Below are 22,677 nucleotides of genomic sequence, written 5' to 3'. Positions count from 1 at the left end.
TGGGACCGATGAGGGCAGAAGACCTGAAGGCCGTGCGGCGGTTCGTCCGGGACGAACTCGGCGCGGATGAGACGCGACTCGACGAGTTGACCGAAAAGCCGTTGGAGGTGTACGAGAAGTTCCGCGAGACCGGGCTGGCGAACTGGTGGCTGCCGGAGGAGCTGGGTGGCCGCGGGTTGACGCTGGAGGACAGCGTCGAGATCGTGAACGAGCTGTCCTACGGTGACGCGGGCGTGGCCTTCACGCTGTTCATCTCGATCCTCGGCACCACGATGGTGCAGCTGTACGGGTCGGACGAGCTGAAGCAGCGTTACCTGGCGCCGATGGCGGCGGGCGGCACGTTCTGCGCGTCCCTGGGCAGTGAGCGCACCGCGGGCAGTGAGCTCGGCAAGATCGAGACCGTGGTCGCGAAGGACGGGGGAGACCTCGTCCTGAACGGCGAGAAGTTCTTCTCCACCAACACGGACTTCGCCGACTTCCTCGTCGTCATCGCCCGTTCGGCGGACGACCCGGAGGACTACCCGGCGGTAGTCGTGCCGCGCGGGACGCCGGGTGTGGAGATCGTCAAGCGGTGGGACGTCATCGGCCTGCGCGCGTCGCACACGTACCAGGTGTCGCTGAAGAACGTCCGGGTGCCGGCCGGCAACCAGCTCGCGGGTTCCGGCCTGCGGCTGCTGGAGATCGGCTTGAACGCCAGCCGGATCCTGATCGCCACGACGGCGCTCGGTATCGCGCGGCGCATCCGTGACCACTGCATGAACTACGCCAAGACCAAGCCGTTCCGCGACGGCACGCTCCTGGAGAGCCCGGTGTTCGCGCAGCGGCTGGGCCAGATGGAGATGCAGATCGACGTCATGAAGAGCCACCTGCTGCGCTCGGCCCGTGACTTCGACAAGATCATGGCCGACCCGGACGCGCCGGCACTGTTCAACCGGCAGGGCACGGTGAAGTCGGCGCTGACCGCGAAGATGTTCTGCGGTCAGGCGGGCTGGGACGTGGCGAGCGTCGGTTCGGAGATGTTCGGCGGGCTCGGCTACACCCACGAGATGCCGATCGGGAAGCTGATGCGGGACATCCGCTACGTCTCGATCGTGGAGGGTGGGGACGACGTGCTGCGGGAACTGGTGTTCGGCCGCTACGTCGTACCGGTGCCACGGCGGACGTAAGCGTTCGGTACCTCAACCGGCCGGATCGGGATGGCGGAAGTGCGGGATTCCGCGCTGATGTCGTTCCGGTCCGGCCGTTGTTTGCGTACATGATCAGACGGAGACGACGAGCCTGACGAATCGCTTATTGATCACCTGTCCGCCGGTGAGGTCCTGGTCGGGGGTGTCGGCGGGGTAGGCGGTGATGACGGGTTGTGCGGTGCGGTCGTGGTCCCAGGCGCGGATCCCGGCGCACAGCCGTTCGGCGAGCTGTTCGCCGAGTGGGCCGTGGCCGGTGGCACCGAGTTCGAAGCGGCGTTCTTCGGCGTCGGGTGCGGGTCGGCGCAGGGTCAGGTAGGCCAGTGAGTCGCCTTCGACCAGGGCGGGGCTGCTGTAGGGGAAGGCTGGGTCGCATAGTCCGGCCTCGACGGCGGCCTGGGCGGCGGCGAAGCGGCAGGTTCCGGCTTCGATGCCGGTCAGGCGGGGCCAGATGAGGTCGGTGGACTCCATCGGGACGATCGACGCCCCGGACCACACGGTGGTCGCGAGCTGTGCGAGCACCCCGTTCAGGGTGTCCGGGTCGATGGGTTGGTCGGGGTCGAAGTGCAGGTCGACGTCGTCGGCGATGCGGATCTTGCGTTCGCCGTCCTGGCCGTCGCCGATCATGGGGATGAAGCCGCACAGTCGGCTGTCCGTGGCATGCAGCACACCGTCCTGTTTGACGAACGCGACGCTGCGAGCTTGGCCGCGCCAGTGCAGCGGCACCACCAGGCGTCCGCTGGGGGCGAGCTGGTCCAGCCAGGCGGGCGGCAGGTCCCACGGGCCGACGGTAACGATGATCCGGTCGTACGGTGCGAGGTCGACGTGGCCGAGCGCGCCGTCGCCGGTAGTGACGCGCACGCCGCCATAGCCGGTGGCGTTGAGAGCCTGGCGGGCGTGGGCGGTGACGTCGGGGTGGATGTCGATGGTGGTGACCTGGCCGGTATCGCCGACGATGTCGGCCAGCAAGGCGGCGTTGTAGCCCGTTCCGGCGCCGATCTCCAGGACGCGGTCGCCTGGGCGGGCGTCGAGTTGGCCGAGCATCATGGCTACGACGGTGGGCACGGAGATGCAGCTCGCGGGCCTGCCGCCGGGTTCGCCGGGTTTGATGGTGATGGACCTGTTGGCGTAGGCGTCCTGGACGGTCGCGTCGGGCACGAAGAGGTGGCGCGGCACGGTGCGCAGCGCGTGTTCCACGGTGGACGAGTGCAGGTGTCCGGCCGCGGCGATGTGGTCGACCATGCGGGCGCGCAGCTCGTCCGGTCCGGTGTCGGTGGTGGCGGTCATCCGATTCCTTCCGTGTCCATTGTCCCAGGGGTTTGTGGTGTCGGCGAGGCGGTGAGCAGGCACGCGTCCCACCGGAACGCGGGGATGCCGGCCGTGTGCCGGGTGAGGGAAATGCCTGCTGTGCCTTCGAGAAGGCCGTCGTTGGTAGCCGGTGGGAGGTCGTGCAGGTGATGCCCGAAGCGGGTGTCCAGCCGGGGGAGTTGGTCGGCCAGTTCGCTGTCGGGTCCGGCGTCGGTGGCGGCGCGTCGGACGGTGTGGACGAGTCCCGCCCAGCCGTGGCAGAGGGACATGTCGTCGAGCAGGTCCAACTGCCGCTCGTCGGTGACGCAGGCGGTCAACGCGTTCTCGGCGGCGCGTTGCCGAGTTCGGTCGTCCAAAGCGATGGCGGCGAGTTGTTGGGCGCGGGCGATTCCGGGGGTTCCGTAGCACCAGGACGGTCGCTGTGGTCCGTGCTGGTCGACGGAGTCGCTGCGCCATTCGGTCGGCCGGACCGTGCCGGGCCACCACGGGCTGGTCGGCGGGCCGCACCGCCACCGGTCGAGTCGGCAACAGATCGAGTCGATCGCTTCGGCCTGACCCGGCACGGTGGTGCCGCTGATCATCGCGTGGGCGAGCAGCGCCAGTGGCCCGGCTATGCCGTGTGCGATCCCGAGATTCGCGTGGCCGCCAGGCCACAGCGGCGAGCGACGGTCGGCGGGTTCGTTGTCGGTCCACCAGCCCGGGAGTTGTTCGCCGTCGACGGTCAGCGGCTCGGTGGCCAGCCGCACCAGGTAGATCAGCACGTCCCGCACGAGCGCGCGGTCGTCGTTCCGGAGAAGCAGGTACGTGCCGAGGCCGGTAAGTCCGTTGATCAGGTCGAACTCCCGCAGTCGGGGCAGCCGGCCTTGGTTGATGCGCTGGTGTGCGGCGTCGAGGCGCTGTCGGACGAGTGTGGTGATGTGGTGGTCGAGGGTGTCGATCGCGGCAGCGTAGGAGGGTCGGTCGGAGGCGCGTAGGACGAATGCGACCGCAGGAGCGCCCCGGAACAGGCAGCTGTCGGGGTTCGCGGAGACCGGATTGCGGGTCATCACCGCGACCCACCGGTGCGCTCTGATCCACTCGCCGAGTCCCGCGTGGGCCTCGGCAACGTTCAGCAACGCGATACCGGCCGCCCCGAACGACAGCGACTGGCCCCACTCCGGTGACGGATCGTGCTCCGGTGGCACCGCAGGCGGGCTCGGCAGGTCGGTCCCGGTCATCGGCCACCGTCGTCATGTGGCCGGCGGGCACGGCGGGCGAACGCGGCGTTCCGGGCCAGGCGGCGGCACGCGTGTTCGCTGTCGACGTCGATGCCGATGGCACGGTTGTGGTGCATGTGCAGCAGCGATTCCAAAACGACCTGGATGTCCGTGTCGGACGGCAGGTGCAGACGGTAGGCGGCCAGTGCGTCGGCGCGAGACCACCATGCCCGCTCGACCGGCTCCGCCCAGCCCTGTAGTCGGCGCCGGGCCCCATGGTCGGTGGCCAGTCGGATCGCCTCGTCGGTCACCTTGCGGTCGATGGTGGCAGTGGCGCGCGCCGGACGGCGGGTCAGCCAGTCGTCGGCTGCACCGGAGCCACCGAGGAAGCCTTCGACGATTCCGACCATATTGGCTGCGGTCAGCGCGGTGCGGTTCACCGCCGTGGCGGGCAGATCCCGCAGCACGGCGGCGACCAGGCGTGAGTCGGCGGCGAAGACGTCTTCTGCGGCTGCCAATGCTGCGCCATGTCCGTAACGGCCGACCTCCGGGTAGTAGCTGTCCAGCACCAGCCGTCCGGCCACGCCTGCCTGCCGCATCCGCTGCGTCCACTCCCCGAGCGCGTTAGTGCACACAGCGTAACGGTCGGGGTGAGTACGCAGACGCAGCCGGAGGTGGTCGGTCTCATGAGGGCTGTGGTAGCGCAGGAACCACCAGCACGGGTCGACATCGAGTTCGCCAAGCAGCGCGGGTAGGTGCCGGGTGAGGATTTCGTCCATTCGCTCTGGGTGAGTGTGGATCTTTGCGTTGATCCAGCCCGAGTCGGGGGCACCGGGCACGTGCCCGTGGGTGTTGTTCACCTCGGGCAACGTCCCGCGCAGGATCCGGTGCGGCTGGGCGCGTGGTGACCAGCGGCAGCGCGATCTCGTGGGCGTGGCTGTCGATCCAGCCGTAGTCCGAGGTGGGGGTGGCCTCGTACAGGACAGCCTGGCCGTGCCGAACGAGGTGAGCGTGCAGCAGGGTGACGTGGGCGGGTTCGTCGAGCGTGAGGCGCAGCGTGCGGTCCGCGTCGCGCAGCTCGACCACGGCGGGGCAGCCCCACAATCGCCGCCAGCGGTCGAGCAACTGCTGCCGATCGTCCTCGGACCCCCGCGGCAGGTCGGTGGCGTTCAGCCGCCACTGCGCGGGAGACAGCACGGTACGGCGATAACGCACCCGTGGCAGCGTCGGCAGATTCGCGTGCGGTCCCCAGTCGAACTGGTACCAGGCCGCGCTGAACGCGCGCGGCAGCTCGGCCAGGAACCGCGCCAACGGCGGCGGCTGCTTGTCCAAGGCGAGCGCGTGGAACACCTGCGGTTCGACCACCCGGCGGCGGGATCGGCTGACCAGGTACAGCCGGTCTCGGGTCGCGGTGACAGCCAGGTCGTCGACTGTGATCAGCTTTGCGGGATCGCTCGGCGTGCGATGTTCCCCCAGGGGGATGACGTGGTCGAGGTAGGCGGGGACACGGCAGACGTTCTCGGCCGGCGCGTACTTGGGGCCGAAGCTCAACTGGGCGCGCAACGCGCCCTCGGTCGCGGCGGGCAGTGCCCGGTAGACGTCCGCCAAACCGGAGCCGGTGGCCATCGGGGTGAAGCGGCTGGTCAACGTTCCGGCCGACCGGGCGGGCGCGACCGTGAGGACGAAATCGCCGCGGTCCACCGCCGATACGCTGGTGGCGTGGACGCGGGCGGACAGTTCCACGTGCGGAGGGATGTACCGCTCGTCGAAGTCTTCGCCCATCAGATCCGCGATGTCGTCGTCGCGCAGGACGATCTCGCGGGTGCCGTCGGCCATCGCCCGCCATGCCATCGCGGCGAGCCGCTCGTCTCGCCGCGCGAACGCCGGAACAGGTGGGGAGAACACGCTGCCGTCGTAGCGGGCCGGGTAGCCCAATCCGGCGTCCGGAGAGACGACGTCGAGCACCGGCACCAGCGTGCCGGTGCCGTACCGGTCGACGAACTCGGCGTGGTACTCCCGCCAGGCGGGGTCGCCGGTCGGATGCCGGGTCGTGCGAAGCAACGCCGAGGCCGCCAGTTCCATCTCCCGCGCGACGCCGTCGGGCACACGGACGTCGCAGTCCAGCAGCAAGTCCGCCGCAAGTGGGGTGCGACCCGCCGGGGACAGCCGCCTCATGCGGTCCAACAACGCCGCGCGGACGAGGTGCTGCTCGGCGGGCTGGGTGGCACCGTCGTTGTGATGGCGAAGCTCGGCCAGGACAGCGTCGAGTCCGTCGAGCAGCGTGGTCATGTCGGGCACGCCCCGAGAGTCGGCGTCGTGCAGGCACGAGACCAAGTGGGCAAACGGGTCGATGACCGTGAACGGCGCACGCAGGTTCGTCACCAGATGGCCCTGCCGCACGAGCTCGGTGAGCGTGTCGAGGACCTTCGGCCGGTCGGCGGTGAAGTCCTCGGCGACCTTGTCGACCAGCGCGCCGAACCGGATCGGGGTCGATGCCGCTGCCCGAACGGCCGCGACCACGCTGGTATGGCGAATCGCCACACGGTTCGGACCGTGTGGGACTTCGAGCCGGTCGCCACGCCGCACGGCGAGGTCGTTGATGGTGACCTCGACCCGCTCCAAGAGTTCCAGGACGGCTTCGGCGCGAGCGGTGATGTCTGCCAGCCACTCCGTATTCACCCGCACGGTCGAGCGATGGTCCTCGCCCCACCGCGCGCGGGCAGTGTCGGCCACTGCCGCCGGAGCCACGCCTGCGAACAAGCCAAAGGGAGTCGGGCGACCGATACCGCGCAGCACATACCGCATCGCGGACATGGTCGCGCTGCGAACTTGCTTCTCGGGCACCGCTTGCCCTAGCCGGATGGCGTCGACTCGGTCGGCCAGCGACGGGCTGGCCTGGCGCACGGCCTCGGCCAGGCCGGGCCGGGCCCACATCCGGTCAAGCCATAACCGACATCCTCGGACATCGGTCAGATCTGGCCACAAGTCGGGTGCGTCGGTCAGCGGGGCCGCTGCGGCCCGCAGCAATGCGACACCCGCGTGCCGATACAACGGCTTCTTACCAGCGGAAATCATTGGTACCTCCAGACCGTGCAGAGCGACAGGTGGTACCGAGGGCCGGGCAAACTGCACCCGACCCCCTGTGCCAGGACCTGGCGGTCGGGTCTCACACCCCGCCGGTGACGCACGCCGACGCGCACGTGGGATCGCAGCCGTCGTCTGTTCCGTTGGTGCATGCTCCCTGCGCGCCGTTCGGCGCGTCGGTGATTACCTGGATGTCGAGAGCGAAGGGATCGTCCGTGGCAGGGCTCTCGATGGTGATCGTTGCGGACATGGTTATCCTTTCGTCGGGTGGATGAGTCATCCTCAACCTGGCTTGGAAAGCGTTGTGGGGACAAGGCTTTCTCGCCGGGAGTTTGTCGGCGTGGTCGATCGAGAGGCGATCGATCCGTGTCGAACGCAGAAGTGAACTGGTTCCGTGGCGCAGGTTCGTGCCGGCGCACGCAGCCTGCGCGTCGGTTGTTCACCGGTCGTTGGCATCCGGTGTTCTCACGCTGTGGGCAGGGACGATCTCGAACAGGTCGTGGAACTCCATCGGCTCCAGAGCGGTCAGCGCTCCCGCGATGAACGCAGCGCCAGGCTGGAGGTCGCCGTTGAAGACCCTGGCGACCGTCGAGCGATTGACATCCATCGCCTTTGCCAGTCCGTAGTCCGACCGAAATCCTGCGAGCAGTACCGCCTTCCGGAAGGCGTCGGCGCGGAGCTTGATCGTGTTCGGCAACGGCTACCGCTCGTCCACAGGGGTCGCGGTGTCGGAGAGCAGTTCGAAGAGTGTGTAGGCGGACGTGAGGTGGGCTGGTTCCTCGGTGAACTGTGCGCCGTGGAGGTAGGGGTAGAGGACGACGGCGGGGCCGTTGGGCAGGGTGAAGCGGGTGAGTGGGCGGTCGGCGCCGGGGTGTGCGACGTGGGTGATGTGGCGGATGGTGACGTCGGTGCGGTCGATGGTGGTGCCGGTCAGGACGTAGGCGGTGCAGCGGTCGGGGTCGAGGTGTTCGTGGGCGGGGTGGATGCCGAGGGGTGCGTAGATGTCGATGTGGTCGGCGAGGCGGCACAGCACGTTGATCACGCTGGTGGCGGTGGTGTCCCAGCGGCACCAGAGGGTCGGTTCGGGTTCGGGCGCGTCGGTGACGCCGTCTTCCAGTCGCTGGACGTCGCTCGGCGATTGGCCGGTGTGGGCGGCGACTTCGGCCACGGTCAGGCCGGAGGCTTCACGGATGCGGCGCAGTTCGTGGCCGAGCAGGCGGGCCTGGAGCGTGGGCTGGGGATTCATCAGGCCTCGCCTTCGAGGTTGATCCTTGTGCCGGTCATGGTCACTCTTTCCGTGCGGTCGACAGATATGCGCGATAGGGGGTGGGGCGGCGGGGGGTGCGGGGGTCCTGCCGCCCCGGCGACCGACCTGGTCGGGCGCTCTGGGCACATCGGTCACGTGGGGGCGGCGTGATCGGGTGTGCGCGAGCGGCGTGCGGACCGGGCCGGGTGGATCAGGTGGTGGAGGCGGAGTCGGGTGGTCCGCTCCGGTGAGGGCGACATCTCGGGAAGCGGGTTGTCGTGGAGGTCCGGCTTCGTGTTGTCGACAGTCGGTGTCGTGGTCGGTGGGTGAGCGCGTGGTCGCGGGCGAGTTGGAACTCCAGGAGTGCCCGGCACGGCATTGGTGCCCGGCGCCACCAACGTCCGGCCCGGCATTGCCTGCAATGGCCGTTCGCGTCCGGGGTGTGCTGGGAGAGCAGGGCGAGCAGTCCGGCGATCAGTCCGGGAAGTTCGCTGCGCGCTACCACGGCGGCGGTGTGGTCGTCGCCGTCCTGGACGAGATCGGACATCGCGTCGAGGTCGGACCGGAGCCGATCGCGGAGTGCGGCGAACACCACGTTGTTGGTCCCCGCCACCCTCACGGCTGTCCTCCGACGGTCGTGCGCTTCGACTTGGTGGCGGCCGAGCGGTTGTCGCCGGCATTGCGCGGCCTGGGGAACACGGGGATGCCCTCGTGCTCGCGCCAGGCCGCATCGCAGTCGTGGCATGTCGGCCAACAGCCGTCGGGACTCCGCGGTGGCGGGTCGTGCGGCACGGTCACGCCGACGCCGCACAACGTCTCGCCTTCGTCGTTGGCCGCCAGCGTGTCGGGGATCGCATGGCGTTGCCCGTTGTACGGCAGCCACCGGAACGCGCGGATGCCCATCACGACCACCCCTCGGAGGTGCCGCACCGCATCGAGGTTTGGTTCATCGCGCCGAGGACGATCAGCCGGTTTGCGGGGTCAGGTTGCACCACGGCCGGCCTGCCGCAGGCCGTGCCGTGGTGCCTCCCGCTCGCCGACCGGTACAAGGGCGGCCATGCCGTCCACTGGATCATTGCCGGGGAGCAGCACTTCACCACCGGCCATCCTGTGGAACCGCCCGTCGGCAAGTCATCAGGGAACGCGCCGGACTTGGCCGGTCGGAGAGCGGACCATGCCTGGCACGTGTCGACGACGGCTACTGCCGTGGGCCTGGTAACTTGCGTAACCGCCACCATGGTTCCTCCCGTCCGATGCGTTAACCTCGACCATGACAGTAAACCCGTTTAAACAAGTTCGCTACTCGACCTTATGGGTGAACATGCCTGCTACGTTCCGCCGGCAGGGAGACCCGCTCGAACCGGAGGCTCGATGACCACCGCCGCGATCCCCAAGCGCGTTGCCGACGTGATCATCGGACGCAAACTGGCCGCGCTTCGGGCGGCATGCGGCATGAGCCAGGCCGAGGCGGGCAAGATCCTGGACTGCACGCAGAACAAGATCGGTAACATCGAGCGTGGGGACAGCAGCATCACGTTGCCGGACCTCCGAACGCTCTTCGAGGGTTACGCGCCTGACGAGCCAACCAGGGAACGCCTGCTGCTCCTGGCACAAGGTCGCGAGAAGCGCGCGTCACGTAAGGCGTTGCGAGCCAACTTCCACGGCACGATGCGCGAGGTCGTCGACCTGGAGACCAGCGCGCACTACCTGTGGCAGCACAACAGCATGACGATCCCCGGCTTGCTGCAGACCGAGGCATACATGCGCTCGTTGTTCCGTGCGGCCAGGCCGTCGATGAGTCTCGACGACGTAGAACGAGCCACCGGTCTCCGGCTGCGGCGGCAAGCGATCCTGGACAACCTCGATCAGCGGTTCTGGTTCGTCATTGACCAGGCCGCGCTCGAACGCATGGCCAACATGGACGGCAGTTCGGCGATCCAGCGCGAGCAGAAGCAGGCCGTCGCCGACGCCATCGACCGGCCGAACGTCGAGGTACAGGTCGTTCCATGGCACGTCGGCTTCTACCTCGGCCAGGAATTCAACTATACGATCTTCCGATACGACAGCGACCCTCCCGTAGAACTGGTTCACGTGGAAGGTCTCAAGGACGGCCATGTCACGTCCAACCAGGAGGAGGTGAACGACTACCTCACGGTGTGGGAGTACCAGATGGCCGCAGCACTCGGCCCAGAGCAATCCCGCGCCTTCCTGCTGACGTCGTGACCGGCCGACGCAGCAAACGAGGAGAGGAAGGGACGATGATCCACCCAATGCCGCAGGGACAGCAGATCCCTGGGTGGTCACCACGAGAAGCCAAAGGCCTCACCGGGTGGCGCAAGTCCACGTACAGCAATCCCAACCAATCGTGCGTTGAGGTCGGGTGGCGCAAGTCCACGTACAGCGACCCCAACCAGTCGTGCGTCGAGGTCTCGGGTGACGCCGATGGGCCGGTCGGGGTGCGTGACACGAAGAACCGCACGGCTGGGGCGTTGGTGTTCTCAAGCAGCGCGTGGAAGACGTTCACCTCGAATGCCGTCGAGGATCGCTTCACCGCCTGAGTCCGTCCCGGCACTTGGGCGCCCGGCGACACGTCGTCGGGCGCCCACCGCAACGGTCCGGCAGTTGCCGCATGGGCAGCGACCGTGTTCCAGGCGTGCCGACAAGGTCGGCACTCGGGTAGCGGATCCCGCGTCGCTCTACTTGCGGAGCTGTTGGATGTCGCTCAAGAGCCCGAGAGCAACGGGTCGTGCCCAGGCCCGACGGTGCCCGCCGCTGGTTACGCTGTGCGATCGATTTCGGCGTCCGACGGGTGGAGGTGGCCCGGGGGTCGGGTGGCGAAGTAGCGTCTGGCTGTGTCGGAACGGGACGAGGTCATTGCCGGGCGGTATCGGCTCGTGGCGTTGGTCGGGCGGGGGGCCGGTGGTGTCGTCTGGCGGGCGCGCGACGAGCGGCTGGGGCGCGCGGTCGCGATCAAGTTCCTTGGCGCCGGCTCAGGTGACTCGCCGGATGCGGTAAGCCGGACGTTGCGGGAGGGTCGGGTCGCGGCGCGGTTGCGGCATCCGCACGCGGTGACCGTGCACGACGTGGTCGAGCACGGTGGCAAGCCGTGCCTGGTGATGGAGTACCTGCCGTCGCGGACGTTGGCCGAGTTGATCGACGAGCGCGGTCCGTTGCCGGAGGCCCTGGTGGCGGGGGTCGGGTGGCAGGTCGCGTCGGCGTTGACGGCGGCGCACGCGGTGGGGATCGTGCACCGGGACGTCTCCACGTTCAACATCCTGCTGGCCGACGACGGCACCGCGAAGATCGCCGACTTCGGCATCGCGCGGGCGATCGGCGAGGGCACGGTGACGGACGCCCGTGCCATCGTCGGCACGCCCGCGTTCCTCGCGCCTGAGGTGGCGGCGGGGGAGGACGCGGTGTTCGCGTCCGACGTGTACTCGTTGGGGGCGACGCTGTACGCGGCGCTGGAAGGCCACCCGCCGTTCGGGACCACTGACAACCCGTATGCGCTGTTGAGGCGGGTGTCGGAGGCAGAGGTCGCGCCGCTTCGGTTCCCTGGTCCGTTGGGTGACGTGCTGATGCGCGTGCTGCGGCGGGAGCCGATGGAGCGGCCGACGATGGCCGAGATGCACGATCTGCTGGGTGCGGTGGTTGAGGGGCGGGCGTTGCCTGGCGCGGAGGCCGCGGAGTCTGTTTCCGTGCCTGCTGCGGAGCCGGTTCGGGACACGATGCCGTTGGTCATGCCGCGTCGGGCGCCCTGGCGGAGGATCTCGGTGGCGATGGTCGGCGCGGTGGCGTTGGTCGTCGGTGGTGTGGTGGTCGTCAACGCCTTGCGGGGTGACGAATCGGACGACCGTGCGTTGAGCGGGCCTACGAGTCGGACCAGTACGTCGGCGACTGCCTCAAGCACCAGTGCCTCAGCGAGTGTCGCTCCGACCAGCGCCGTTTCTACTTCCGACGACTCGCCTGACACCAACTCGGCGACGTCGTCGGCTGAGTGCGCCGCCGACTTCGCGGTCACGACCACCTGGCCGGGTGGTTACCAGGCTGTGGTGACCGTGCGCAACGCCGCTGAACGCCCGCTTGGCGGTTGGACCGTGAGCTGGCCACAGCCGGCCGGGCACGTGATCAGCAATCTGTGGAACGGCTCGTTCACGGCGGAATCCGGGTCGGTGAGGGTCACCAACGCCGACCACAACGCGAAATTGCCGGTGGACGGCTCCACGAGCTTCGGGTTCACCGCTAACGGCCCTGTGACACTGCAACCGGATGTCACTTGTAGTTCTGGGCAGGGCTGACGCCGGTCAGGCCGTCCACCCGCGGATAGCCGCGGGGATGGCCGATTGGAAGGTTTTTTCGGCGGTGCCGATGTTGAGCGCCCCGGCCAGTTCGAGGGTGACGATCCCGTGCAGGGTCACCCAGAGGGACAGCGCGATCGTGGTGGCGTCGCCGGCGAGCTTGGCCGAGGCCAGGGCGCGGTCGATGGCGTTCAGGAGCGGGGCGACGGGGTCGCGGGTGCCGACCGCGCCCGACGGATTGAAGGTCTGCACACCGCCGAACAACGCGGCGTAGAGATGAGCGTGCACGCGCCCCCAGCGCCGGTAGGCGGAGGCGAGGGCGTAGAGGTCGGCGAGCGGGTCGTCGGTGGCCGGCACCGCCGACAGTTCGCGGAACAACCCCGCGGCAGCCCTGCCGCGCACCTCGGCGATCAGCGCGTCCTTGCTGCCGAACAGCGTGTACACCGCCGCTGTTGCGGCCCCGGCACCGGTCGCCAGCGCGCGGACCGTGATCGATTCGAGCGGGCGGGTGGCCAGCAGTTCTGTCGCCGACTCGACAAGCCGCTCCTTCACGGTGTCGTCGTTCGTCTTCGGCCTGCCCACGCCGACCAGTCTAACCGGCGTGTTAACTTAGTTTTGAAACTAAGTTCAGAAACCCTTGCTGGAGGCGTGGTGCTGAAATCCGTCCGCCGTTTCGCCCGTTTCACCGGTCGTCTCGGCCTCTCCGCCGTCGCCGTCCTCGGACTGGTCGTCCTGCTCCTGGCGCTGCTCGTCCTGACCGACGGGGCGGCCTACGGACTCCTGGCGTGGCTGGCGACCCTTGGAGTGGGAGCCGCTGTCGCGGTGTGGCGCGCCCGCCGCCGTGCCGGGTCACGTCGGTGGGTGCCGTTCCTGCCGGTGATCCTCGCCGTCGCGCTGGCCGCCGTGGTCTGCATTCCGAGCGCACCGACCGACCGGGTGAAACCGGCCGCTCTGCCGTTCGTGACCACGCAGCAATGGAGCCTGGCCACGGGCAGCCGGGTCGCGGTGTACCACTACCCGCCCACAGGCAGCGCTCGCCGCGCAACACCCCTCGTCTACCTCCACGGCGGGCCCGTCCGCAGCATTTCGGTGCTCGACCACCGTTTCCTGCAACTACTGGCACGACAGGGTTACGACGTCTACGCCTACGAACAAGCCGGCGGCGGCCGAAGCGACCTGCTGCCCATGGACCAGTACGGCATTTCCAGGTCGGTCCGCGACCTCGCGGCGTTCATCGACCACCTGGACCAAGGGCAGGTCGACGTCCTCGGCTTCTCCTCAGGAGCGGTCATCCTCACCCGGGCGCTGGCCGAGCCCGACGTCGCCACCCGCGTGCACAAGGCGATCATCGCCGAGCCCGGTCCGATGGACGGCCCCACCGCGCAGGCCACCGGGCAGCAAGGACGGCCGAACGCCCGCAACCTCGGCCCGGCGATGAGCGGCCCCCGAGCCACCCGCATCCCGAGGTACGCCGTCGCGTTCGGCCTCATGCGGCTGGGCCTGCTCTCGCCCGAAACCGGCCTGATCGGCCAGGCCGAAGGCGCCAACGCCTTCGAGGCCGCCGATCTCGGCAGCGACACCGCATCCGCCTACTGCGCACAGGACGCGCACCGCATTCCCGCCGAGGACACCCCCGGCAACTTCTCCTTCAGCGCCGCCGCGAGCCTGCGGATCCAGGAGACGATCAAGGACTCGCCTTCGATCGCCCCGCAACTGGCGCGGTCCACCGTGCCCGCGATGCTGATGATCGCCGAATGCTCGTCGCAGACCCGTCAATGGGCCACCGCGATCCTCGACGGCAACCCGGCGATCGACCGAACCCAGTACCTGCCCGGCGTCGGGCACCACATGTGGAACGGCCTCGACAACAACGACGAAACGGCCGGCGCGGTCGTCGACGCGTTCCTGCAGGACAAGGCGGCGCCCTTGCCGAACTACCCAACCCGCACCGACGTTCCCGCCTTCCTCCAAGAGCGACGATGACCATCCGGGACATTCACGGCGCACCGCGCCGCCCGGGTGGCCCCGGGCGGCGCGGTGGGTGTCAGCACCAGCCGTTGATCGGGCCGTTCACGCCGGTCCACATGAAGGCGTCGGTTACCCAGGTTCCGTCTGTCAGCCTGTTCCACAGGTTGGTGGTGCCCCAGCGGCCGGTGTGTGAGGTTCCGTTGGCGGAGCAGGAGACTGTCACTGTGGCGCCGTCGCCCACGGAGCCCGCGACGCCGTAGCCGGTGCCGGGGCCGGTGCGCTTGTTGACGGAACCGCCGCCGTTGGCGTCGATGAGGCCCTGGGTGAAGCCGAGTGCGCCGTAGTTGTAGAGCGCGCCGCCGGCGTAGACGCGGGCGCTGCCGTGCAACGCCGAGCCCTGGTACGCGGCTCCGCCGTTTTGGGGGACCCACTTGCCGATGTTGTGCTGGGCGATGCCGATGTACGCGCTGTTCTGCCGCAGCCCGAAGTGGACGTGCCGACCTGAGGCCGCGCCGCCGCAGGTGACGTCCGTGCCCGTGTGGCCGAGGAAGGTTCCCTGGCTGACGCCGGCGCCGTTGACGTTGATGCTGTTCCACAGGTGGTAGTAGTCGGTGGAGTAGCCACGGTCGTGGATTACTCGGATCCAACCGGTGCACATCGTGTAGGCCGTGCCGCCTCGGGCGGCGAGGACGCGTTGGTCACCGCCGGCCAGGTCGAGCGAGCTCCACGGCGCCGCACTCCCGGACCAGCCGTGCGGGCCACCCGGCATTCCCCACGTCTGCCCGACCGCCCACGGCAACGCCATGCCGGTGCGCCCGTCGGTGGCACTGGTGGCGCCGATCTGACGGCCGTCCTGTTCGGCCAGCAACGTGCGTTCCTCGTCGGCGACGAACGGCGCTCGTGACGTCAGGTCGGCGAACGCCGGCTCGCCTTCCAGCGCCACCGTCCACGCGCCCTTGACGCGGTGGCCGACGAAAAGCCAGCCCTCCGGGTGTTCGTCGGAGCCGGGCGCGGTGGTGAGGACGGCGGTGCCGAAGGCCCACTCGCCCGCCTGCCTGGTGGCGTTCACCCTGGCGGTCCGGCTGGTGTCGGCGATCGCCGCGCCGCGTTCACGCATCTCCGCTACCACCACCGAGTTCAAGTCGGCGGAGTTCGGCGCGGCGGCGACCGCGGTGGGTGGGAAGAACGGTGTGGCGACTAGCAGCGTGGCGACGGACGCCCCGACGAGCAGGCGTGGGATCATGGCAGCCTCCGCAGGGAAAAATGGCGGTTGCAGGGACCGGCCCAGTGTCGCCACGTATCTGGTAAAAAATCACCAGCCATTCGGGCGAGTGGTGAAATATTAACATTGACGTCGGGTGGCGGGCCGCGTTCGGCCGATGATGGGCCGAACGCGGCCCGATGCTCACAGCAGCGAGCTGATCTGGGCGTAGACCAGGTCGATGCGGACGCCCTGGTTCGGGCAGCCGCCGTAGTGGTGCAGGCCGATCACCTTGTGCGTACGCCGGGACAGCACCGGCGAACCGGACGAGCCGCCCTCGGTGTCGCACCGGTAGGCGATGTCGGACTGGGACGAGCTGCCGTTCACCCGGACGGCCGATACCTTGCAGTACCCGCCGGCGTTCTGGTCGTCACGCAAGGACAGCTTCTTCAGCTTCCCGGCCGGGTGGCCGACGATGTACATCTCCTCGCCGACCGCCGGCACCCGCGCGTCGAGCTCCAGGTACCCGAACGACGACAGCGCGGTGAAGTTCGTGACGCTGAACAACGTGTAGTCCAACGCCGCACTCGTCTTGAGCACCGACGACACCAGCACCTTGGTGACGGTCGCGGACGTGGTGCCGCCGCACGTCGGGCACTGGTAGTTGAACCACACCTCGATGCCGGTGCCACTGGTGAAGCAGTGGTTGTTGGTCAGCATCCGGTTGTTCGGGCCGACCCGCCACGCCGTGCACAGCGAACCGCCGTTGCGCAGCAGCTTGGCCACCGCCCTGGTCCGGCCGAACTCGGTGGGGTTGCTCGACTGGTAGCAGACCGCGTCGCGGTAGTCGTTCGTGCCGCAGATGCTCCGCGGCCCGATCTCCGCCGCCGCGTCCATCTCGGCGTCGGTGTACCCGCGGGTGATCTTGTCGAGGGTCACCCGGCTGGCCGGGTGCGCCGGTCCGCCGTCCCGGCCGCGGAGGCTGATCACGGCCTTGTCGCCGGTCACGGACATCGCCCAGAAACCGGTCGCGTCCACGGTGGCCGTGCCCGACGCGGTCACGTCGGCGGTGTAGCGGTAGGCCTCGGCGCCGGCCGGGTCGGCCACCGTGAGCACGTCGCCCGCGACCAGGCGCAGGCCGGTGAAGTGGGCTTTCAGGTACCACGAACCAGGTCGTTCGACCGTCGTGGAACGGTTCTCGCCGTCGAGGACGGTCGAGACGACCTCGTCCTCGCCGACCTTCTGGACTTGCTCGACGAGCCCAGGAGCCGCAGAAGCGGTTCCGACTAACAGGGGCACGACGAGCAAGGCGGCAGCGAGGAGTTGCAGGGTTCTCCGCACCGGTGTCACCTCACTTTGTGAGCAGGGATGGTCACACCATGTGATGGTCCTCGTGTCACCTGAAAGTGTCAGCCCGCCGATCGTCGGCAATCAGAGCGTGACCGGATTACCGCGCCACGTTCCACCAGACATCGCCGTCGGCCGCGTGTTCCCTGATCAACGGCCAGAGCTTCGCGTCGTAGAAGGCGTTGGAGGGGAACGGCGGCGGTGTGGTCGCCGCTTCCAGGAACTCCTGGTCACTCCGGTACAGCACGACGCCGGGCAGCTCGCCGAGCTGCTTGATCCGCTCGTCGCTCTCTTCGAGGATCCGCACGTCGACGCAGTGCAGCTCCACGGTCTTGGGCAGCACCTGGCGGAACGCGGTCGCCAGCGTCGCGCTGCCGACGGGCAGCCAGAGCCGCCGCGGCGTCGTCCCCAGCTCCGCCACGACGTTCGCCCACTCACGGGTGAGCGCTTGGCGCAGGTGCGACGTGTACTCCGTGCAGCCGAAGCCGAGCGGGAGCTTGAGCATCCGCTCGTCGTCGCCGCAGAAGGCCTCCGCCTCCTCCTCGGCGTCGTAGAGCGAGGCGGAGGCGTGGATTCTTGCACCGTAAGACTGCGCGAGCAGGGAAAACTCGTGGAAATCACCGTCGAGCAACTCGCAGAACAGCACGCACTCGGCGCCCAACAACCGACTCGTGTATGCGAGGGCGACCTGCGCGAACCCCGGCGCCGGACTGGCGTAGACGAATGACGAGACGCCCCGGTCCATCGCGTCCACCAGGTACGGACCGATTGCCCTCTGTTTTGTGCCGCCTGGCAGGACATCCTCGCGTGCGACCACCACTGAGCCGCTGTCAACCGTTAATCGGTCAAGAACCACGGGGGGTGTTAAATTGTCAAGACATGCCTTCTCGGAAACGGCCATGCTCTGGTTACGTTTTCCACGGGAATCCGGTTCAGCGGTGGGTGCGGGCACTTCGGATATCCGACCCCTGGAATGGTGAGGGAAGTCTTGTCGACGAGGTCGTGGTGGGGTTGGGGAACCGTCGAGGGCGCGGTCACGGGTAACGAGCGTGCCGCGCTGGTCGAGCGGGTGGCGGCCCTGCTGCCCGGACAGGACCTCACCGACCACGAGCCACCTGATCCGGTGGACCTGGCGCTCCCGCCGGCACGGTTGCGGCCACCGGACTCGTTGGCGGGTTGCACTTCCGACGACGTCACCGATCGCGCGGCCCACGCACACGGCAAGGCGTTCCGGGACGTGGTCCGCAACCTGCACGGGGACTTGCGGCACGTGCCCGATCTGGTGGTGCGGCCGTCGACCGAGCAGCAGGTCGTGGACGTGCTGGACTGGTGCGGAAGTGCCGGTGTCGCGGTGATTCCCTACGGTGGCGGCAGTTCCGTCGTCGGTGGCGTCGAACCGCGCTGCACCGGCTACCCCGGAGTCGTCTCGCTCGACCTGGGCCGGCTGGACCGGGTGATCGAGATCGACACCACGAGCCGTGCCGCCCGGGTGCAGGCCGGCGTGTTCGGTCCGCACCTGGAGGACCAGCTGCGTCCCTCGGGGTTGACGTTGCGGCATTTCCCGCAGTCCTTCGAGTTCTCCACTCTGGGCGGGTGGCTGGCGACCCGGGCGAGCGGGCACTACGCCACGTTGACGACCCACATCGACGACCTGACGGAGTCGCTTCGGGTGGTGAGTCCGGTGGGGATCAGCGAGTCGCGGCGACTGCCCGGCTCGGGCGCGGGACCGTCACCGGACCGGATGTTCCTGGGGTCCGAGGGCACGTTGGGCGTGATCACGGAGGCGTGGATGCGGCTGCGCGACCGTCCCCAGCACCGGGCGGGCGCGTCGGTCAGGTTCGCTGACTACCCGGCCGCTGTCGCCGCGACCCGGGACATCGCGCAGTCCGGCCTGCACCCGTCGAACTGCCGGTTGCTCGACGCCGCCGAGGCGTTCCTCAACGCCGGGGTGAGCGCCGGCGGTGGGGTGCTGGTGCTGGCGTTCGAGTCGGCGGACCACCCCGTCGACGCGTCGCTGGCCCGTGCCGTCGAACTGTGTCGGGAGCACGGTGGCGTTGTGGACGCCGGGCCGACTCGCGTCTCGGACGACTGGCGGTCGTCGTTCCTGCGCATGCCTTACCAACGTGACGCGCTGGCCCGGATCGGCATGGTCGTGGAGACGTTCGAGACCGCGTGCACGTGGGACCGGTTCGAAGCCCTGCACGCGGCCGTCACCGAAGCGGCGCAGGCGGCGATCCGCGAGGTCTGCGGCGTCGGCGTGATCACCTGCCGGTTCACCCACGTCTACCCGGACGGGCCCGCGCCGTACTTCGGCGTCTACGCGGCGGGCAAGTGGGGCAGCACGGTCGCGCAGTGGGACGAGATCAAGGCCGCCGTGTCCGAGGCCATCGCCGCGCACGGCGGCACGATCACCCACCACCACGCCGTCGGCCGCGATCACCGTCCCTGGTACGACCGGCAGCGGCCGGAGCCGTTCGCCCTGGCCCTGACCGCCGCCAAGGCAGCCCTCGACCCGGCCGGAATCCTCAACCCCGGCGTGCTGCTGCCCGAGCCCGGTGTCAGAGGTCGCGTGACGTGGTGATCGGGGACAACGTCATGCGTGCCGGACCGGCGCCCCGCGTGTTGGCGCACGTGAAGTCGCCGGTGACCTTCTCGTGCATCAGACGCAGGCAGGTGCCGAGCGCACGCTGGCCGTAGTAGTTGGGGTGCATGCTCTCCTGCTGGTCCCCTTGCGACGTGTGCCCGCTGACGACCCATCGCACCCACTCCGCCGTCGTGCCGGGGAGGGGATTGGCGGCACTGTTGCCCTCTTGTGCCTGCTGCGAGTCCGTGGCGCACACCCCGCGGCCGTCGTAGGCGTTCCGGAGGTCGAGGAACCGCACGGCGCGGGCGGCGGCCACCGTTTTGAGCTGCGCGGCGATGGTCGGCACGAGCTGCTGCCGCGCCCAGTTCGCGTCGGTGTCCCACACCGGGCAGCCGCCCACGGAGAACCGCGGCCCGGTTTCGGGGATGCGGAAGTTCTTGGCGGCCGGCATCGGCGCGGGATAGGACTGGAGGACGAACTGGTACGTGCCCGCGCCTTGGGCGGCGTTCAGCACGTCCTTGATCGCCTTGACGGTGGCGCCGACGTCGAGCCGGAGCTGGTCGAGCTTCGCGGTGACCTTCGGATCCCACACCGGCGCGCACTTGTAGTTCAGGAGGTAGCCCTTGACGCAGTCGGCGATGATGTCGCCGAACCCGAGGTCGTTGCCGCCGACGGACAGCACGACCAGCTTCACGTCGTGCTGCCGGACGGTGGCGCGCAGCAGGTCCAGCTGGTTGGGCTGGTGGCGGGCGGCGTCGCCGTTGCGCACGTCGTGGGTGGTCGCGCCGGAGCAGGCCAGGTTGACCGGTGTCGCGTTGGGGATCGCGGCGCTGATGATCTCGGCCGACGTCGAGCGGTGGCACATGTTCGTGTCGGTGTGGGTGTCCCCGTAGATCCACTGCGGGTTGGTCGTGCAGCTGCCCCCGTCGCACTTGGTGGCGAGGTCCGTGCCCCACTTGTCGCCCGAGTTCTCCAGCGCGTTGCCACGCCAGCGGCCGGCTTCACCGGAGATGTAGCTGTCGCCGAGTGAGACGACGGCGGCGGGCAGTGCCGGCGCGGCTTGTGCTTCGGCGGCGGTGAGCGTCGCGGCGCCGATGGCGATCACGGCGGCGAGGACCCGACTTCGGGACATCGACCTCAACTCCTCGGTGTGGTCGGGGCAACGGTAGGTGCCGGAACCGCCGCGGGGGACTCTCCGGAAACCGGATGACCCGTTGGTGCCGGGAGGTCGCCGGAGCAGGTGAACCCCGCTCGCCGACCGTGACCGGGCCGCCGTGGTTCCGATCCCGCTGCCGACCCCGTTCCACTCCTGCGGATAATCGCCGCGCAGGGTCAGCAGGGTCAGCAGGGTCAGCAGGGGAACCACTGCGGCCCCGCTCGCGTCGATCGCACGGACGGCGTACGGAGAACGCGGGGGACATGGCAGACGAGACGTTCGGGCCTTACCGGATCGGGCCGCTGATCGGGCGTGGCGGCATGGGCGAGGTGCACCGCGCGCACGACACCGCGCACGACCGGACGGTGGCGCTCAAACGGCTCTCGCCCGCTTTCCACGACGACGCCGCGTTCCGGGCGCGGTTCCGGCGGGAGGCGCAGATCGTGGCGCGGCTGCGGGAGCCGCACGTGATCCCGATCCACGCCTACGGTGAGATCGACGGACGGCTCTACCTCGACATGCGCCTGGTGGAGGGCGCGGACCTGACCGACCTGATCGCCGGTGGACCGCTGGCCCCCGAGCGTGCGGTGCGGATCGTGGAACAGGTGGCCGGCGCGCTCGACGCGGCCCACGCGGACGGGCTCGTGCACCGGGACGTGAAGCCGTCCAACATCCTCGTCACGCCAGGTGACTTCGTGTATTTGGTGGACTTCGGCATCGCCCGCACCACCACGGCGGCCGACACGCAGATCACGGCGTCCGGTGACGTGATCGGCACGGTCGACTACATGGCGCCCGAGCGGTTCGAGAACGTGGCGGTCGACGCGCGGTCGGACATCTACGCGTTGGCGTGCGTGCTGTTCGCGTGCCTGAGCGGACGGCGGCCGTTCGACGTGGACGGCACCGCCGCCCAGATCTGGGCCCACGTCCAGGAAGCGCCACCGAAGGCACACCTGCTGAACCCGGCCGTGCCGCCCGCGCTGGACAACGTGATCGCCCGTGGCATGGCCAAGGACCCGGCGTCCAGACACGAGAGTGCCGGCGCACTGGCCACCGCCGCCCGCGCCGCGCTCACCCCCACACCACGCGCCATTCCCACGATCCCGGCTCCGCCCGCCGCGCCCACCGAACCCGTCCCGCCGCCGCGCACCACCGCCCCGGGCTCCGGCACCGCTGCCGGATCCGCCGCTGCCGGATCCGCCGCTTCGGGATCAGGCATCGGCCCCGCACCCGGTCTTGGCCCCGCACCCGGTCTTGGCCCTGCGTCCGGGCTTGGCGCCGGTTCCGGGCCCGGCAACGCGCCGCGATCTGGCCCTGGATCCCCTGCCGCACCTCAACTCCCGTGGCGGCATGGTCCTGTTCCGCCGCCGGTCGGGCCTCAGCGCACTGATCCGTCGCGGGCCCGCCGCACCGCGCTCGCTGTGGTGGCCGCATCGGTGGTCGTGCTCGTGGCCGTTGCCGCCGTCGTCTACTCGATGCTCGACGGCTCGTCCAAGACGATCATCGGCGGGTCCGGCACGGCCACCAGCTCCCAGACTGCCGAGTCAAAGACCACCAAGTCATCGGCCAAAACCACCCCCACCACCACCGCTACCATCACCAAGGCCCCCGCGCCGAACCCCGAAGAGCAGAAACTCCTCGCCTCCCTCCCCGGCGTCTACCGCGGCAACGCTTCTTGCGTCACCGAAGCCGCCGACGGCGAGGGCGTCACCGCGAAGGTCGTCTGCACGCAAGCCAACGAGCGCCACCACCGGTTCGACCCACCGGCGCGCGCCGAGTTCCGCCTCTTCGCCACCCGCGCCGCCCAGGACGCCCACTTCACGAGCGTCGTCACCACCCGGGGCATCCCGCGTGACGACTCCCAGGGCGGCTGCCGTCCGGCCACCCACCCCCTGCACTACTCCACCTACTACCGCGACACCTCCGGTCCACTCGACGGCGAGTTCACCACCTGCTACCTGGACGGCGGCACCGGCAGTCTGTTGTGGACGGACGCGGGCGCGGTCACGACCGGCACCCTGATCACTCCACCCGGCGCGACGAACGACACGCTGGAACGCCTCGACCTGTGGTGGAACACCATGATCCTCAGCCGGATGTAGCCC

21 protein-coding genes are annotated in these 22,677 nt (G+C 69.2%); 7 read left to right on the top strand and 14 right to left on the bottom strand.

Annotated features, from left to right (window positions below):
* The first annotated feature begins 8 nt into the window (after positions 1-8).
* The gene (locus F4560_RS17835) at positions 9-1,166 is read left to right on the top strand and encodes an acyl-CoA dehydrogenase family protein (protein WP_184921431.1); all 1,158 of its coding nucleotides are present in this window, start codon (positions 9-11) and stop codon (positions 1,164-1,166) included.
* Between the two features lie 93 nt (positions 1,167-1,259).
* Here the strand turns inward: F4560_RS17835 and fxlM are convergent, their stop codons facing one another.
* The 9 genes from fxlM to F4560_RS17795 all read right to left on the bottom strand — a co-directional run bounded on the left by fxlM (position 1,260) and on the right by F4560_RS17795 (position 8,948).
* Positions 1,260-2,471 carry a methyltransferase, FxLD system gene (gene fxlM / locus F4560_RS17830; RefSeq protein ID WP_184921429.1) on the bottom strand — a complete coding sequence of 404 codons (1,212 nt, stop codon included), beginning with the start codon at positions 2,469-2,471 and terminating at the stop codon, positions 1,260-1,262.
* Positions 2,468-3,709 (bottom strand): lanthionine synthetase C family protein, encoded by a 1,242-nt coding sequence (locus F4560_RS17825; RefSeq protein WP_184921427.1) that lies wholly within the window; start codon positions 3,707-3,709, stop codon positions 2,468-2,470. The genes fxlM and F4560_RS17825 overlap by 4 nt, the downstream gene beginning before the upstream one ends.
* Positions 3,706-4,467 (bottom strand): thiopeptide-type bacteriocin biosynthesis protein, encoded by a 762-nt coding sequence (locus F4560_RS43665; protein WP_221483549.1) that lies wholly within the window; start codon positions 4,465-4,467, stop codon positions 3,706-3,708. The genes F4560_RS17825 and F4560_RS43665 overlap by 4 nt, the downstream gene beginning before the upstream one ends.
* Positions 4,373-6,622 carry a lantibiotic dehydratase family protein gene (locus F4560_RS17820; RefSeq protein ID WP_221483548.1) on the bottom strand — a complete coding sequence of 750 codons (2,250 nt, stop codon included), beginning with the start codon at positions 6,620-6,622 and terminating at the stop codon, positions 4,373-4,375. The genes F4560_RS43665 and F4560_RS17820 overlap by 95 nt, the downstream gene beginning before the upstream one ends.
* A 232-nt stretch (positions 6,623-6,854) precedes the next feature.
* The gene (locus F4560_RS17815) at positions 6,855-7,022 is read right to left on the bottom strand and encodes an FxLD family lanthipeptide (RefSeq protein WP_184921425.1); all 168 of its coding nucleotides are present in this window, start codon (positions 7,020-7,022) and stop codon (positions 6,855-6,857) included.
* A gap of 189 nt (positions 7,023-7,211) precedes the next feature.
* A complete protein-coding gene (locus F4560_RS17810; RefSeq protein WP_184921423.1) occupies positions 7,212-7,469 on the bottom strand; it encodes a transcriptional regulator in 258 nt (85 codons plus the stop codon).
* A gap of 3 nt (positions 7,470-7,472) precedes the next feature.
* Positions 7,473-8,018 (bottom strand): helix-turn-helix domain-containing protein, encoded by a 546-nt coding sequence (locus F4560_RS17805; RefSeq protein ID WP_184921421.1) that lies wholly within the window; start codon positions 8,016-8,018, stop codon positions 7,473-7,475.
* Between the two features lie 211 nt (positions 8,019-8,229).
* Positions 8,230-8,637, bottom strand: a complete 408-nt coding sequence (locus F4560_RS17800; RefSeq protein WP_184921419.1) for a hypothetical protein — start codon at positions 8,635-8,637, stop codon at positions 8,230-8,232.
* On the bottom strand, positions 8,634-8,948 hold the full coding sequence (locus tag F4560_RS17795) for an HC3 family zinc finger protein (protein ID WP_312869345.1): 315 nt from the start codon (positions 8,946-8,948) through the stop codon (positions 8,634-8,636). The genes F4560_RS17800 and F4560_RS17795 overlap by 4 nt, the downstream gene beginning before the upstream one ends.
* Before the next feature lie 441 nt (positions 8,949-9,389).
* Between F4560_RS17795 and F4560_RS17790 the strand changes: the two genes are divergently transcribed.
* From F4560_RS17790 to F4560_RS17780, 3 genes are all read left to right on the top strand, one after another.
* Positions 9,390-10,241 carry a helix-turn-helix domain-containing protein gene (locus F4560_RS17790; RefSeq protein ID WP_184921416.1) on the top strand — a complete coding sequence of 284 codons (852 nt, stop codon included), beginning with the start codon at positions 9,390-9,392 and terminating at the stop codon, positions 10,239-10,241.
* A 35-nt stretch (positions 10,242-10,276) separates the two neighbouring features.
* A complete protein-coding gene (locus F4560_RS17785) occupies positions 10,277-10,576 on the top strand; it encodes a DUF397 domain-containing protein (RefSeq protein WP_246477832.1) in 300 nt (99 codons plus the stop codon).
* 294 nt (positions 10,577-10,870) lie between these two features.
* A complete protein-coding gene (locus F4560_RS17780; RefSeq protein WP_184921414.1) occupies positions 10,871-12,316 on the top strand; it encodes a serine/threonine-protein kinase in 1,446 nt (481 codons plus the stop codon).
* Between the two features lie 6 nt (positions 12,317-12,322).
* On the opposite strand, the gene F4560_RS43660 is transcribed toward F4560_RS17780, so the two are convergent.
* Positions 12,323-12,898, bottom strand: a complete 576-nt coding sequence (locus tag F4560_RS43660) for a TetR-like C-terminal domain-containing protein (protein WP_221483547.1) — start codon at positions 12,896-12,898, stop codon at positions 12,323-12,325.
* 69 nt (positions 12,899-12,967) lie between these two features.
* Here F4560_RS43660 and F4560_RS17770 point away from each other — a divergent pair, with 69 nt between their 5' ends.
* Entirely contained in the window at positions 12,968-14,299 is a 1,332-nt protein-coding gene (locus F4560_RS17770) for an alpha/beta hydrolase (RefSeq protein ID WP_221483546.1), read from the top strand.
* Positions 14,300-14,360: 61 nt separating this feature from the next.
* Here F4560_RS17770 and F4560_RS17765 read toward each other — a convergent pair whose 3' ends face one another.
* From F4560_RS17765 to F4560_RS17755, 3 genes are all read right to left on the bottom strand, one after another.
* Complete coding sequence (locus F4560_RS17765; protein ID WP_184921409.1) at positions 14,361-15,527, bottom strand: peptidoglycan DD-metalloendopeptidase family protein; 1,167 nt, start codon at positions 15,525-15,527, stop codon at positions 14,361-14,363.
* A 162-nt stretch (positions 15,528-15,689) separates the two neighbouring features.
* A complete protein-coding gene (locus tag F4560_RS46200) occupies positions 15,690-16,826 on the bottom strand; it encodes a trypsin-like serine peptidase (RefSeq protein WP_184921408.1) in 1,137 nt (378 codons plus the stop codon).
* Between the two features lie 106 nt (positions 16,827-16,932).
* Complete coding sequence (locus tag F4560_RS17755) at positions 16,933-17,577, bottom strand: hypothetical protein (RefSeq protein WP_184921406.1); 645 nt, start codon at positions 17,575-17,577, stop codon at positions 16,933-16,935.
* Positions 17,578-17,805: 228 nt separating this feature from the next.
* On the opposite strand from F4560_RS17755, the gene F4560_RS17750 reads away from it, so the two are divergent.
* Positions 17,806-19,413 (top strand): FAD-binding oxidoreductase, encoded by a 1,608-nt coding sequence (locus tag F4560_RS17750; RefSeq protein WP_184921404.1) that lies wholly within the window; start codon positions 17,806-17,808, stop codon positions 19,411-19,413.
* On the opposite strand, the gene F4560_RS17745 is transcribed toward F4560_RS17750, so the two are convergent.
* A complete protein-coding gene (locus tag F4560_RS17745; RefSeq protein WP_184921402.1) occupies positions 19,391-20,548 on the bottom strand; it encodes a GDSL-type esterase/lipase family protein in 1,158 nt (385 codons plus the stop codon). The two genes, F4560_RS17750 and F4560_RS17745, sit on opposite strands and share 23 nt — an antisense overlap.
* Positions 20,549-20,835: 287 nt before the next feature.
* Between F4560_RS17745 and F4560_RS17740 the strand changes: the two genes are divergently transcribed.
* Entirely contained in the window at positions 20,836-22,674 is a 1,839-nt protein-coding gene (locus F4560_RS17740; RefSeq protein ID WP_184921400.1) for a serine/threonine-protein kinase, read from the top strand.
* Positions 22,675-22,677 lie beyond the last annotated feature (3 nt).

It is taken from the genome of Saccharothrix ecbatanensis, from assembly GCF_014205015.1.
Lineage (GTDB): Bacteria > Actinomycetota > Actinomycetes > Mycobacteriales > Pseudonocardiaceae > Actinosynnema > Actinosynnema ecbatanense.
Note: the sequence above shows the minus strand (reverse complement) of the source record. Positions and strands in the feature narration are given on the sequence as shown.